At 62.6% G+C, this 13,664-nt stretch carries 12 protein-coding genes; 9 read left to right on the top strand and 3 right to left on the bottom strand.

The features are described from left to right. The first annotated feature begins 10 nt into the window (after nt 1–10). Nucleotides 11–1,012, top strand: coding sequence for an EF-P lysine aminoacylase EpmA (gene epmA / locus BM346_RS05720; RefSeq protein WP_092009667.1), 1,002 nt, complete (start codon nt 11–13; stop codon nt 1,010–1,012). On the opposite strand, the gene asd is transcribed toward epmA, so the two are convergent. After that, a complete protein-coding gene (asd, locus tag BM346_RS05715) occupies nt 979–1,869 on the bottom strand; it encodes an archaetidylserine decarboxylase (RefSeq protein WP_092009665.1) in 891 nt (296 codons plus the stop codon). The genes epmA and asd overlap by 34 nt on opposite strands. Nucleotides 1,870–2,040: 171 nt before the next feature. Here asd and motA point away from each other — a divergent pair, with 171 nt between their 5' ends. Further along, the gene (gene motA / locus BM346_RS05710) at nt 2,041–2,892 is read left to right on the top strand and encodes a flagellar motor stator protein MotA (RefSeq protein WP_092009663.1); all 852 of its coding nucleotides are present in this window, start codon (nt 2,041–2,043) and stop codon (nt 2,890–2,892) included. A 50-nt stretch (nt 2,893–2,942) separates the two neighbouring features. Continuing rightward, a complete protein-coding gene (gene motB / locus BM346_RS05705) occupies nt 2,943–3,902 on the top strand; it encodes a flagellar motor protein MotB (protein WP_092009661.1) in 960 nt (319 codons plus the stop codon). Nucleotides 3,903–3,923: 21 nt separating this feature from the next. Here motB and rsgA read toward each other — a convergent pair whose 3' ends face one another. After that, entirely contained in the window at nt 3,924–4,976 is a 1,053-nt protein-coding gene (gene rsgA, locus BM346_RS05700; RefSeq protein ID WP_092009659.1) for a small ribosomal subunit biogenesis GTPase RsgA, read from the bottom strand. Nucleotides 4,977–5,053: 77 nt separating this feature from the next. Between rsgA and orn the strand changes: the two genes are divergently transcribed. After that, entirely contained in the window at nt 5,054–5,596 is a 543-nt protein-coding gene (orn, locus tag BM346_RS05695; RefSeq protein WP_092009657.1) for an oligoribonuclease, read from the top strand. Nucleotides 5,597–5,977: 381 nt separating this feature from the next. Here orn and queG read toward each other — a convergent pair whose 3' ends face one another. Further along, the gene (gene queG, locus BM346_RS05690) at nt 5,978–7,036 is read right to left on the bottom strand and encodes a tRNA epoxyqueuosine(34) reductase QueG (RefSeq protein WP_092009655.1); all 1,059 of its coding nucleotides are present in this window, start codon (nt 7,034–7,036) and stop codon (nt 5,978–5,980) included. A gap of 110 nt (nt 7,037–7,146) precedes the next feature. Between queG and BM346_RS05685 the strand changes: the two genes are divergently transcribed. Genes BM346_RS05685 through miaA form a run of 5 tightly spaced genes read left to right on the top strand, consistent with a single transcriptional unit; the run spans nt 7,147 to nt 13,598 of the window. Further along, the gene (locus tag BM346_RS05685) at nt 7,147–8,715 is read left to right on the top strand and encodes an NAD(P)H-hydrate dehydratase (RefSeq protein WP_092009653.1); all 1,569 of its coding nucleotides are present in this window, start codon (nt 7,147–7,149) and stop codon (nt 8,713–8,715) included. Beyond that, nucleotides 8,708–9,241 (top strand): tRNA (adenosine(37)-N6)-threonylcarbamoyltransferase complex ATPase subunit type 1 TsaE, encoded by a 534-nt coding sequence (gene tsaE / locus BM346_RS05680; RefSeq protein ID WP_092009651.1) that lies wholly within the window; start codon nt 8,708–8,710, stop codon nt 9,239–9,241. Before BM346_RS05685 ends, tsaE begins: the two co-directional genes overlap by 8 nt. Before the next feature lie 11 nt (nt 9,242–9,252). After that, a complete protein-coding gene (locus tag BM346_RS05675) occupies nt 9,253–10,611 on the top strand; it encodes an N-acetylmuramoyl-L-alanine amidase (protein WP_092013374.1) in 1,359 nt (452 codons plus the stop codon). A gap of 54 nt (nt 10,612–10,665) precedes the next feature. Further along, nucleotides 10,666–12,591, top strand: a complete 1,926-nt coding sequence (gene mutL, locus BM346_RS05670; RefSeq protein ID WP_092009649.1) for a DNA mismatch repair endonuclease MutL — start codon at nt 10,666–10,668, stop codon at nt 12,589–12,591. A gap of 2 nt (nt 12,592–12,593) precedes the next feature. Beyond that, the gene (gene miaA, locus BM346_RS05665; protein ID WP_092009647.1) at nt 12,594–13,598 is read left to right on the top strand and encodes a tRNA (adenosine(37)-N6)-dimethylallyltransferase MiaA; all 1,005 of its coding nucleotides are present in this window, start codon (nt 12,594–12,596) and stop codon (nt 13,596–13,598) included. Nucleotides 13,599–13,664 lie beyond the last annotated feature (66 nt).

Below are 13,664 nucleotides of genomic sequence, written 5' to 3'. Positions count from 1 at the left end.
GGGGCACTTCATGGTTTTGCGTGGGAGCCGTGAACCGGGCGACCGCTCATGGTGTCCCACCGCCACCCGCGAGATGCTTGAGAGCCGCGCACGCCAGTCAGGCTGGGTGCGCGGCTTTTTTGCGGATCGGGGAGTGCTGGAGGTGGAGACGCCGGTGCTGGGGCAGTGTGGCGTCACCGACGTCAATATCGACAGTGTCCAGGCCCGGGCCCTGCCGGTGGCGGACCAGGCCGTGGGAAGCGGCTGGCTGCAGACCTCGCCTGAATACCACATGAAGCGCCTGCTGGCTTCCGGCAGCGGCAGCATCTTTCAGGTCAGTCGCGTTTTCCGCAATGGCGAACGGGGTGCCCGCCACAATCCGGAGTTTTCCCTCTTGGAATGGTATCGGCCCGGCTTTGACGACCGGCAGCTGATGGCGGAAGTGGCCGAGCTCGTTTGCGGCTGGCTCGGCGCCCCACCACCGGAAACCCTGAGCTACCGTGACGCCATGCTGCGCCATGCCGGGGTGGATCCGTTTACCGTCTCCCTGTCGGCGTTGCGCAGCACCTGCCTGGGCATTGTTGGTGACGAAGCCACGGCGGAAGGCCTGAGCCGGGATGAGTGCCTCGATCTGCTGATGGGCGTACGGGTGGAGCCGGAGCTGGGTCACCGGTCGCCGGTCTTTATCTGTCACTATCCCGCCAGTCAGGCCGCACTGGCGAGAACCACCCTGGTGGACGGTCACGAGGTGGCTCACCGGTTCGAGCTCTATGTGAAGGGTGTGGAGCTTTGTAATGGCTTCTGGGAGCTGACCGATCCCAGCGAGCAGCGTCGTCGGTTCGAGCAGGACAATGCGCGCCGCCTGGCGCTTGGCAAGCCGGAGATGCCGGTGGACGAACGCTTTCTGGCGGCGTTGGCGGCAGGCCTGCCCGATTGCTCAGGGGTGGCTCTGGGACTGGACCGCCTGCTGATGCTTAAGCAGGGTGCCGACGATATCCGTCAGGTGCTGGCGTTTCCGGCAGAGCTCGCCTGAGCCTCGCCCATGGCCTGATGCAGGCGAAGGACGGTTTCAGGACCGAGATCGCCCTGCCAGCGGGCAGCTCCTTTCGGGAACACGAGGATCACGGTGGAGCCCAGCCGGAAGCGGCCCATTTCCTCCCCCCGCTGATACTGAATGGGCGTCTGCACGTGGCGGTAATCGGAGGAGGTGACCTGCCTCGGTCCGCCGGTGGGTGAGACGATACCGCCCCATCGGGTTTCCACGCTGCCGACAATCATGGCACCCACCAGTACCATGGCCATGGGACCGTATTCCGTCTCGAAAATTGACACCACCCGCTCGTTGCGGGCGAACAGGCCCGGCAGCCGGTATACCGTGACCGGATTGACGGAGAAGAGGCGCCCAGGCACGTGGACCATCTCCAGCAGCCTGCCCGTCAGCGGCATATGGATGCGGTGGTAGTCCTTGGGCGCCAGATAGATCGTGGCGAACTCGCCGTCCTCGAAGGGGCGCGCCCGGTCGTGGTCACCCCCGAGCAGATCCACCAGGCTGAAGGAGTGGCCCTTGGCCTGGAAGACGCGGTCGCAGCCGATCCGCCCCGCCTGGCTGATGGCGCCGTCCACCGGAGAGGCGATGGTGGCCTCGGTTCCGGCAAGGGGACGAAGACCGGGTTTGAGTGCGCGGGTGAAGAAATCGTTGAACGTCTGGTAGCTTTCCGGATTTTCGTCCGCCGCTTCGCTCATGTTTACTCCGTAGCGGCCGATAAACCAGCGAATGAAGGCGTTCTTCAGAGCCGCGGGGGGCCGGCTGTCCGCGAGCTTGCCCGCCAGGGTGGAAACCAGGCGGTGGGGCAGGACGTATTGGACAAGTACAAATAGCCGGTCAAGCATGAATCGTGGGCCTGTAAGGATCTGGGCGCGTGAGTTTAGCAAACCATCGCGCGTTGGTAGAAATGGTTTATCATTGCCCCCCGAACGTAATGTCCTTGCTATGATGACACGTCATTCCAAATTTTCCAGGTGGTACGGCCTGGGCTTTAACCACAGGTGTAGTAGCGTTCCATGGGTCTGATAATCGGTTCTATCATCGTCCTGGCCAGCGTCCTGACTGGCTATGTACTGCACGGTGGCCACTTGATGGTGTTGTGGCAACCAACGGAAGTGCTGATCATTTTCGGTGCCGCTCTGGGTGCCTTTATCATTTCCAATCCCCTGCACACGCTCAAGGAAGTGTTCGGGGGCTGCATGAGGCTGATCACCGGGTCGCCCTACAACAAGGCGTTCTACATGGATCTGCTGAGCCTGTTGTACGACGTCTTCGACAAGTCCCGGAAGCAGGGGGTCATGGCGATAGAAGAGGATATCGACAACCCGGAACAGAGTCAGATCTTCACCCGGTATCCGGCGGTGATGAAGTCGAAGCACCTGACAGCGTTCGTTACCGATTATCTCCGCATCATCAGCTCAGGCAACATGGCGCCCCATGAGCTGGAGGGTCTGATGGACCAGGAGCTGGATACCCGCCAGCATGAGCTTGAAGAGCCTGCCCACGCTGTCAACAAGGTTGCAGACGCCCTGCCGGGCCTTGGTATCGTTGCGGCGGTGCTCGGTATCGTGATCACCATGAATTTCCTCACCGAAGGGCCCGAAAAGATCGGCCTGAGCGTTGCGGCAGCCCTGGTTGGTACCTTTCTCGGTATCTTTATGGGTTACGGCTTCGTCGGTCCCATGTCCATTGCCCTGGAACATCATGCCAAGTATGAGCTCAAGGGTTACGAGTGCGCCAAGGCGGCGATCATTGCCACGGTCTCCGGGCAGGCCCCGCAGATGGCCATCGAGTTTGGCCGCAAGGCGCTGCCGACGGATAAACGGCCCTCGTTCCAGGAACTCAACGACCACGTGCGCTCCAAGTAATGGTTTCTCTTTCTCGCCATCCGCTGTGTCGGGCTGAACAGGAGCACTGAATGGACGACCAGCCGATTATCGTCAAGCGGGTAAAGAAGGTCGCCGGCGGCCACCACGGAGGTTCGTGGAAGGTTGCGTTTGCCGATTTCGCCACCGCCATGATGGCGTTTTTCCTGGTCCTGTGGCTGACGGCAACAGCGACCCCGGAGCAAAAACTGGCGGTGCAGGGTTACTTCCGAGACCCGGTGGGTTATACGGAAGGCGGTGCGGCCAATCCGGTGGATCTCGGCGGGAGTGCGTCGGTGGTGGAGGCCAGTGATGCTGATCAGGCTGACCATGAGATACGCATTGATGACCAGCGTATTGAAACCATGGCCGAACAGTTGGAACAGCGCCAGATGGAGGAGTTGTTCCAGGACCTCAAGGAACAGATCGAGAACAGTGAGACCCTGAGCGAGTTCAAGGACCAGCTGCTGATTGACATTACCGACGAGGGCCTTCGCATCCAGATCGTTGACCGCTCCCAGCGCCCCATGTTCGACAGCGGCAGCGCCCAGCTCAAGTACTATTCCCAGGATATCCTGTTCGAGCTGGCCAAGCCCCTGGGCTCCGTCCCCAACAAACTGTCCATCACCGGTCATACCGATGCCACTCCGTTTGGTGGGCGTCCCGGTTACACCAACTGGGAGCTGTCCGCAGACCGGGCCAACACCGCCCGTCGTGCCCTGGTGGCCGGCGGTGTGCGCCCGGAACAGATCGGCCGGGTGGTTGGCCTGGCCGACTCGGTGTTGTTTGACCAGGACGACCCCACTGCTCCGGTAAACCGGCGCATCTCCATCATTGTGCTGAACAAGAAGGCCGCCGGCGAGATACAGGGCCGTGCGGGCCGGTCCGGCGAGCCGCTGATTGACCTGACCCAGCCCACCGAGGCAGAGCAGGAAGCGGCGCGGGAGCAGCTGGAGAGCGGCGACTGGGGGCAGGAGAAGGAGCCGGTCCAGCCGGGCGAGCTGAACTGGTAATGGCTTGCAGGTGGCGTTCCGTCAGGTGACCTTCAGGCCCCTTGCCTGTTGTTCCTCCATGTCCTGCAGGATTCTCCGGAAGCTCCGCAGTCTCTCGGGGCTGATCCGGCCTGCCTCCACCGCCGCATCCAGAGCACAGCCCGGCTCGCCCTGATGGCGGCAGTCCCGGAAGCGGCAAAGCCCGGTCAGATCGCGGATTTCCCGAAAGCCATACTCCAGTTCCTGCGCTGTCATGTGCCACAACCCGAACTCGCGGATGCCCGGGGAGTCGATCAGGTCGCCCCCACAGTCGAGATGGAACAGCATCGCAGTGGTCGTCGTATGGGTGCCCTTGCCGGTGCTTTCGGAAAGGGCACCGACCTTCAGCTCCCGGTCCGGTACCAGGGTCTGGATAATGGAGGACTTGCCAACCCCGGACTGACCCACAAACACACTTGTCCGATCCTGCACCAGCTCCGTGATGGTATTGCCGTGGCTTTCGGGGTTGCGGGCGGAGGCCGTGACAACGTCGTAGCCCAGGTGCCGGTACCGGTCGAGCAGGGCGTTCAGGGAGCCCCTGTTGGCGTCCGTAATCAGGTCTGCCTTGTTCAGCAGGATGACGGCAGGAATTCCGGTGTTCTCGGCGGCGACCAGGTAGCGGTCGATGAGGCTGTCGTGGGGCTCCGGTTCCGGGGCGATCACCAGTACGATGTGGTCAATGTTGGCGGCAACCGGCTTGAGCTGGCCAAAGTTGTCCGGTCGCTGCAGCAGGCTGTGGCGGTCATGGCGGGCAACGATCACACCGGCGCTTCCCTGCCCGGCGCACCAGGCCACCCGGTCGCCGGTCACCAGGCTGTCGATATTGGCGCGAACGAAGCAACGGAACAGTTGTCCCGCCTGCTCCCCCTCCAGTGCCTCAACATCCAGTTGCTGGCCGTAGTGGGCGATCACCAGGCCCTGCTGCTCTGGCCCCAGCTCGCCGGCTTCCCTTTGCGCGTCGATGACCTTCTCCCGTTTGCCGGCCCGGGTTGCCCGTTCCTCCTGGATCTTGCGGATACGGTGCTGTTGCTGCTTGCTGAGTCGACGCTTGGCCATAGAGTCCTGATTGTTATGGAAGTGGCTATGCTTCATCATATCAGACCTTGTGACGCTTGATGACGGGAGATACAGCAATGGTGGATAACGACCGACTGGTATGGATCGATCTGGAAATGACCGGGCTGGATCCGGAGAAGGAGCGGATTATCGAGATTGCCACCATTGTGACGGACTCGAATCTCAAAGTGGTCGCCGAAGGCCCGGTGCTGGCCGTTCACCAGAGCAACGATATCCTCGAGGCCATGGATGAGTGGTGTACGCGGACCCACGGTGAGAGCGGGCTGACTAAGCGTGTACAGGAGAGTCCGATTTCAGAGAAAGCAGCGGAAGACCAGACCCTGAATTTTCTGGCCCAGTACCTGGAAAAGGGTCAGTCTCCCCTGTGCGGCAACAGCATCGGCCAGGACCGGCGCTTCCTGGTGAAGTACATGCCCCGCCTCGAAGCCTTTTTCCATTACCGTAACCTGGACGTGAGCACCATCAAGGAGCTGGCCCGGCGCTGGCGGCCGGAGGTGTTGGATGGCGTGAAAAAGAAGGGCGCCCACCTGGCCCTGGATGATATCCGGGAGTCCATCGCCGAACTGCAGCACTACCGTGAGACGTTTTTCAAGCTGTAATCAGTAACGTTGACCGGCCATGCACCGTGCTTCAACCGTGCTGAATGGTGAGGCCGGATGGAGGGAGGGGTGCTTTCGGAACAGCGCCATGGATGGCGCGGAGCAAGGCCGGTAAAGGGACTACCGTGAATTGCGGTGGAGAAAGTACCCCTCCCTCCAGCCGGCCGGTCAGACACTCAGTTTGATTGGATTGCAGGCCTTAACCTGGGTGGTCCAGGGCAATCATGGGGTGAGGCTTCCGGACTTTCTCCGCCGCAATTCACGGCCCATCCATGGGCCGGCCTTGCTCCGCGCCATCCATGGCGCTGCTGCGAAAGTCCAGAAGCCTCACCCCATGCTCGCCCCTGCTGACTTTGGGCGTGGGCTGTCGGGGATGATGTATCAGTGGACTGCGTTGTGTTGATTCAGGGCCCAGTGAACATGTTCCCGGACCAGCTCGGAGGGGTGATCGGCCCGGGCCTTCAGTGCTTCGATGACGGGGATGGTCGAAGGGGCGTTTCCCAGGCCGACGGCCAGGTTGCGCAGCCAGCCCTCATACCCGGTGCGACGAATCGCCGAACCCTCCGTCCGCTTCAGGAATTCCTCTTCCGACCACAGGAACAGCTCCGCCAGGGTCGTGTTGTCCAGACTGTGTCGGGGCTGGAAATCATCCTCCGCACTGGGCTTGCTGAACTTGTTCCAGGGGCATACCAGCTGGCAGTCGTCGCAGCCGAACACACGATTGCCCATCAGCGGCCGCAACTCCTCCGGTATCGACCCCTTGAGTTCGATGGTCAGGTAACTGATGCACTTGCGGGCATCCAGCACGTGGGGGCCGACAAAGGCATCGGTCGGGCAGCGGTCAAGGCAGGCTGAGCAGCTCCCGCAGTGTTCTTTCTCAAAGGGGGCTGTCTCGGGGAGGGGGGCACTGGTGAAGATTTCCCCGAGAAAGAAAAACGAGCCGACGGTGGGGGCCAGCAGCATGGTGTTCTTGCCGATCCACCCCAGACCGGCCCGCTGGGCCAGGGCCCGCTCCATCACCGGTGCGCTGTCGGTGAAGGCCCGGTAGTGGTGGCCTTCCAGTTCTTCGTCGATACGCTTTGCCAGTTGTGAAAGCCGCTTGCGGATCAGCTTGTGATAGTCCCTGCCGAGGGTATAGCGGGAGATGTAGGCCTTTTCCCGGTCCTGAAGAACCTCCGCCGGGCTGTCCGGCGCCGGCAGATAGTCCATTCTTAACGAAATGACACGTTCCGTGCCGGGCACCAGTGAGGTGGGATTGTAACGCTTGTCGCCATGGTCGCCCATCCAGGTCATCTGGCCCTGCATACCCGCCTCCAGCCACTGCTGCAGCCGCTGGGCGTGCACACCAGTGTCCGGGCGGGTTATGCCCACCGCACTGAAGCCCAGCTCGCGGGCCCACTGGTCGATTTTCTCGGGTAATGCCTCTAGCGCCGTGGTCATGGTTTACTAATGCTTGCGTTATGGTCTATAACTAGTTTTTGCTAGGCCTTACAGAGGGCTGGCCAAAACAGTTAAACTGAATTCTTGATCAAACACCGGTTCCGTCACCCATGCTGACAGACAACATCTTATCAGAATCACTCTTCACTGCGGGGGGTGTGCAGGCCCTCGACCGTTATCTCATCGACGAAGTCGGTGTGGATGGCTATGTCCTCATGCAGAAAGCCGCCCGCGCGGCCTTTCGCCAGCTGGCTCGTCACTGGCCCGAAGCGAAACAGGTTCTGGTGCTCTGTGCCAGCGGCAACAATGGTGGCGATGGCTATCTTGTTGCCCTGAATGCACTGCGGCACGGGCACCGGGTCGACTGCGTCGCGGTCAAGGATCCGGGCAAACTTTCCGGCGATGCCCGCAAGGCCTGGCAGGATGCGGTGGACGCAGGGGTACAGGTCAGGCAATGGGAAGATTTGTCCGATAGCCAGAAAGACGATCTGTTTTCCGGTGAGGGGGTTATCGTCGACGCCATGCTGGGGACCGGGGTCCGGGGCAAGCCCCGACCACCCGTGGATGAACTGGTGCGGCGGATCAATCGTTCAGCCATGCCAGTGCTGGCGGTGGATGTCCCCTCCGGGCTGGATGCGGCTACCGGCGCAGCGGAGGGCGAAGCGGTCCAGGCCAGGGTGACGGCGACATTCATCGGCCAGAAAATCGGCCTGTTGACCGGCCAGGGGCCGCAATATGCCGGTCGGGTGGAGTTCGATACCCTCGGTGTCGGTGATGACCTGGCCGGATGCGAGGAGCCCCCGGTGGCCGGCCTGGCCACCTGGTCCCGTATCAAGGCGTCACTGCCGGCGGTATCCCGGGTGGCCCATAAGGGTGCGTTTGGCCATGTGCTGATCATAGCAGGCAGCCAGGGCTTCGGTGGGGCTGGTCTGCTGGCGGCCGAGGCTGCCGGTCGCAGTGGCGCCGGACTGGTAAGTCTGGCTACCCATCCGGATCATGTGGCGCCTGCGCTGGCCAGATGTCCCTCAGTCATGGTGCGGGGCGTGACTCACGGCAATCAGCTTTCTGAACTGCTGGAAAGGGCCGATGCGGTGGTCTGCGGCCCTGGCATAGGACAGTCCGCCTGGGGACAGCAGATGCTCCAGCAGGTGCTGTCCACCAACATACCACGGGTGCTGGACGCAGACGCTCTCAATCTGCTGGCGCAGCAGAAGCCGGTTGTTGCGGAGAAGCAGGTGATCACGCCGCATCCGGGTGAGGCTGCGCGTCTTCTGGACTGCTCGGTGGCGGACATCGAGGCCGACCGGCTTGAGGCGGTCACCCGACTCCAGCGGCGTTATGGCGGAGTGGCCCTGCTCAAGGGAGCCGGTACCCTGATTGCCGGTGAGGAAGGTTTGCCGGTGCTGGTGGCGGGTGCAAATCCCGGCATGGCAACAGGCGGCATGGGAGATGTGCTGTCGGGAATCTGCGGTGCGCTGGCGGCGCTCACGGTGAAGTCACCGGAGCTGTCGTTGCGGGATGCGACCACGCTGGCCGCCGCCGTACACATTGAGTCGGCCAACCGGGCATCCCTGGTACGGGGTTACCGGTCCCTGTTGCCGGTGGATGTTATTGATGCGCTGTCGTGGGCATTCCGGTCGGCCGAGCAGCCGGTATACGGGAGCTGGGCCGATGAGTAAGGCGCTGCGGGTATGGTTGCCGGATGAGGCGGCCACGGTGTCGGCGGGCAATCTGCTGGCGGCCGTGGTCCAGTCGGTGTCTTCGGCGGCGGGACTTGTTATATTCCTCCACGGCACCCTGGGCGCCGGCAAGACCACATTCAGCCGGGGGTTCATCCGGGCGCTGGGCCACGAGGGAGCGGTCAAGAGCCCCACCTATACCCTGGTGGAGCCCTACGAGCAGCTTACCCCAGCCACCTGGCATTTTGATCTTTACCGCCTGGGTGACCCTGAGGAACTGGAGTTCATGGGAATACGTGACTATCTGGTGCCGGGGAACGTTTGTCTGGTGGAGTGGCCAGAGCGGGGCGCCGGCATCCTGCCGACACCGGACCTGGAGCTGACTCTCGCGCCGGAAGGAGGAGGGCGCTCGTTGATTGCCGAGCAACGCACAGAGGCTGGCCGGGTGCTGCTGACACGGTTTCATGAAAGGCTGAGGTCGACCGCTCCCTTTGACGGGGCGATGACGGAGACGGATCTGGAATGAGGGCTTCGGATATGAAGCGTCAAGGATTTTTCAGGCTGGCATGGTTGTTGGCGCTGGCGTCGGTGCTGCTGACAGCTTCGCTGCCAGCCACTGCCAGCACCAGCGTCGAAAGTGCCCGGATCTGGCCGGCGCCGGACCATACCCGCCTGGTGTTTGACACGCGGACTCCGGTGGATCACACCATTTTTTCCCTGGAAAACCCGGCGCGCCTTGTCATCGACCTCAAGAATACTGACCTGAAAACGGATCTTGATGGACTGGATCTGAAGGGGAGTCCGGTCAAGCGCATTCGCAGCGCCTCCCGCAACGGCAACGACCTGAGGGTGGTGCTGGACCTGGACCGTGACATCAAGCCCCGCAGCTTTCAGCTGGAGCCGAACCAGCAGTACGGGCATCGCCTGGTGGTGGACCTGATCCAGGAGGAAAGGGCATCGCTGCCTTCCCCGGACCGGCCCATTGTCCGTGATCATGGCGATGGCAAGCGGGACATCATCGTGGTGATTGACGCCGGCCATGGTGGTGAAGACCCCGGTGCCATCGGCCCTGCCGGTACCCTGGAAAAAGACGTGGTGCTGTCCATGGCCCGTCACCTGAAGGATCTGATCGACAGCAAGCCCGGTTACGAGGCCAGGCTGACCCGGACCGGCGACTACTACATTGATCTGCGGAGCCGGACATTGCTGGCCCGCAAACACAAGGCGGATCTCTTCGTGTCGGTGCATGCCGACGCTTTCCGCAGCCCCCAGCCCAGCGGCGCCTCGGTATTTGCCCTGTCCCAGCGGGGAGCCACCAGTGAGACCGCCCGCTGGCTTGCCCGCAGTGAGAACCGTTCCGACCTGATCGGCGGTGTCGGCGGGGTGACACTGGGAGACAAGGACGACATCCTGGCCGGGGTGTTGCTGGATCTCTCCATGACCGCCAGCATCAACGCCAGTGTGGGTGTCGGTGACTATATACTGGGCAAGCTCGGCAAGGTCACCAAACTCCACAAACCGGGCGTTGAACAGGCTGCGTTCGCGGTGCTCAAGTCACCCGACATCCCCTCGATTCTTGTGGAGGCAGGATTTATCTCGAACCCGCGTGAGGAGCGGAACCTGGCCAGCGCCCGTCACCAGCGCAAGGTGGCAGAGGCGGTATTCGACGGGATCGATGACTACTTCAACAACCGGCCGCCGCCTGGCACCCTGCTTGCCTGGCAGAAGCGCCAGAGTGGCGGTGGTGGCAGCACCGAGTACCGTATTCGGCGGGGCGATACGCTGTCTGCGGTGGCACGACAGAACCAGGTCAGTGTCCAGGCGCTCAAGCGGGCCAACGGACTCACGGACGACAGGCTGATCGTGGGTCAGACGCTGCAGATACCGTCCTCCTGAATCTGTTATCATCCGGGCGTCGATATCCACCAACGCCCGGAGATCCGCAACGCAATGCCTTCCATCAAGCTGCTGTCTCCCCGTCTGGCCAACCAGATTGCCGCCGGGGAGGTGGTCGAACGGCCTTCCTCCGTCCTCAAGGAACTCATCGAAAACGCCCTCGACGCCGGTGGCCGTCGGATCGACGTGGATGTCGAGCAGGGCGGAGCGCGCCTGATCCGGGTCCGGGACGATGGCGTGGGAATTCCCCGGGACGAGTTGCCGCTGGCGCTGAGCCGTCATGCCACCAGCAAGATTGCCTCCCTGGATGATCTTGAGGCGGTCGCCTCCCTGGGCTTCCGGGGCGAGGCCCTGGCCAGCATCAGTTCCGTTTCCCGGCTGACCCTGACCTCCCGCACCGCGGACCAGGAGGCGGCGAGCCGGGTCGAGGTGGAGGGTCGCGACATGGATGCCAGGATATCGCCAGCGGCCCATCCCGTGGGCACCACCGTGGAAGTACGGGATCTTTTCTTCAACACCCCGGCCCGGCGCAAGTTCATGCGCACCGAAAAAACCGAGTTCGGTCATCTTGAGGAGGTGTTGCGGCGCCAGGCTCTCGGGCGTTTCGATACCGGCTTTACCCTTCGGCATAACCAGAAGGTCGTACAGAGCCTCCGGCCCGCGGAAACCGAACTGGATCATGAGCGCCGCGTCGGTGCCCTGTGTGGGCAGAAGTTCATCGACAATGCCGTGGTGATCGATGCCCAAGCCACCGGGCTCAGGCTGAAAGGCTGGGTGGCGTTGCCCACTTTTTCCCGGAGCCAGGCGGACCTCCAGTATTTCTTCGTCAACGGCCGGGTGATTCGTGACCGTCTGGTGGCCCATGCGGTGCGCCAGGCCTACCGTGACGTGCTCTATAACAACCGGCACCCCGCTTTCGTGCTCTATCTCGAACTGGATCCGGCCAATGTGGATGTCAACGTGCATCCCACCAAGCATGAGGTGCGTTTCCGGGACGGACGGCTGGTGCATGATTTCATCTTCCGCACCCTCCACCGGGCGTTAGGCGATGTCCGTCCCGACGACCATTTTCGCGGCGCGGTGGCCCAGTCACTGGGCCGCAATGGCGGCGGTGCCGCGCTTTCGGCCGCGCCGGCGCCAGCCCCGCAGCAGGGTGGCGAATTCCAGTCAGCCTCCGGCTACAGTGGCCAGTACCAGAGCTACGGGGCAGCGTCGGGACAGCCGCAGTCGCCGTGGGCGGCCCAGGACCAGATGGCCTTCTACCGCTCCCTGAGCGAGGGGGGAGGTCCGTCAGCGGCGCCCCAGACTGCGCCAGCCCCGGAGCCAAGAGCGTACCCCCATATCGTTCCGACGCCCGCCATGGGCCGGACCGAAGCCGTCGAGGGAGAGGCCGGCGAGCCTCCCCTGGGATACGCCATTGCCCAGCTGCACGGTATCTACATTCTCGCCCAGAGCCGCCAGGGCATGATCATTGTCGACATGCATGCGGCCCATGAGCGGATCACCTATGAGCGCATGAAGCGGGCACTGGACACCCAGGACCTGACCAGCCAGCCGCTGTTGGTTCCGGTGTCGGTGGCGGTCAGCCAGAAGGAGGCCGCGCTGGCGGAGGATCATGCCGCCGAGCTGTCCATGCTGGGCCTGACGGTGGAGCGGATCGGTCCCGAAACCCTGGCAGTCAGGCAACTGCCCGCCCTTCTGCGGGGTGCCGATGCCGAACAGTTGTTGCGGGACGTGCTGGCGGATCTGATTGCCAATGGCACCAGCGACCGGGTCGAGGCACAGACCCATGAGCTGCTCGGTACCATGGCCTGTCACGGTTCAGTGCGGGCCAATCGCCAGCTGACAATTCCTGAAATGAACGCCCTTCTGCGGGACATGGAGGCCACCGAGCGCAGTGGTCAGTGCAATCACGGCCGACCCACCTGGACCCTGGTGACCCTGCCGGAGCTGGACAAGCTTTTCCTGCGGGGTCGCTGACCATGGCTGATTCCAGTGACGACAGGCCCCTGGCCATTTTTCTGATGGGGCCGACTGCCTCCGGCAAGACCGATCTGGCCATAGAGCTTTGCCGCCACCTGCCCTGTGACATTATCAGTGTCGACTCTGCGATGATTTACCGGGGCATGGACATCGGTACCGCCAAACCCTCCCCGGAGGAGCTGGCGGCCGCGCCACATCGTCTGATCGATATCTGTGACCCGGCCCAGAGCTATTCGGCCGCGGATTTTCGCCGCGATGCCCTTGCGGAGATGGCGGCTATCACTGCCGCCGGCCGTATTCCCCTGCTGGTGGGTGGCACCATGATGTATTTCAAGGCGCTGCTGCAGGGAATGGGAAACCTGCCTTCCGCCGACGCGGACATGCGCATGCGGCTTGAGGCTGAAGCCAGGGAGCGGGGCTGGGCGGCTCTGCACAATGAGCTGGCTGACCGGGACCCGGTGGCGGCCGGTCTTATTCACCCCCACAACCGGCAACGCCTGATACGGGCCCTGGAAGTCATCCGTCTGACCGGGCGCCCGATCTCGGAGTTCTGGCAGAGCGAGGATGTGAAGGATTACCCGTACAGGACGCAATGGCAGGCAGACGCCGATCATCAGCTTCCGTATACTGTATTGCAGTTCGCACTGGCGCCGCCGGAGCGACACCAGCTCCATCAGCGGATCCGCGCACGATTCCTGGCCATGCTGGATCAGGGTTTTGTTGATGAAGTGAAGTGCCTTATGAATAGGGGTGATCTGAACCTGGACATGCCTTCTATGCGTTGTGTCGGATACCGTCAGGTCTGGTGCTGGCTGCAGGGGGAAGGGGACTATCCGGTTATGGTTGAGAAAGGGATTGCCGCAACCCGGCAACTGGCGAAACGCCAGCTGACCTGGCTGCGCAAATGGCAGGATGTTACCTGGCTGCAAAGCGACGCCAGGGGAAATGTCGATATCGCCTTGAAAAAAATCCGGTCTCACACCACATTAAAACCGGAGCGGTAAGGCTTCCGGGTGATTCTGAGGATTTGCCGGGAACTTCGCTGGAGGGATCCGGTCTCGATTGGCCTC

The sequence above is a fragment of the Marinobacter daqiaonensis genome, assembly GCF_900115285.1.
Lineage (GTDB): Bacteria > Pseudomonadota > Gammaproteobacteria > Pseudomonadales > Oleiphilaceae > Marinobacter > Marinobacter daqiaonensis.
Note: the sequence above shows the minus strand (reverse complement) of the source record. Positions and strands in the feature narration are given on the sequence as shown.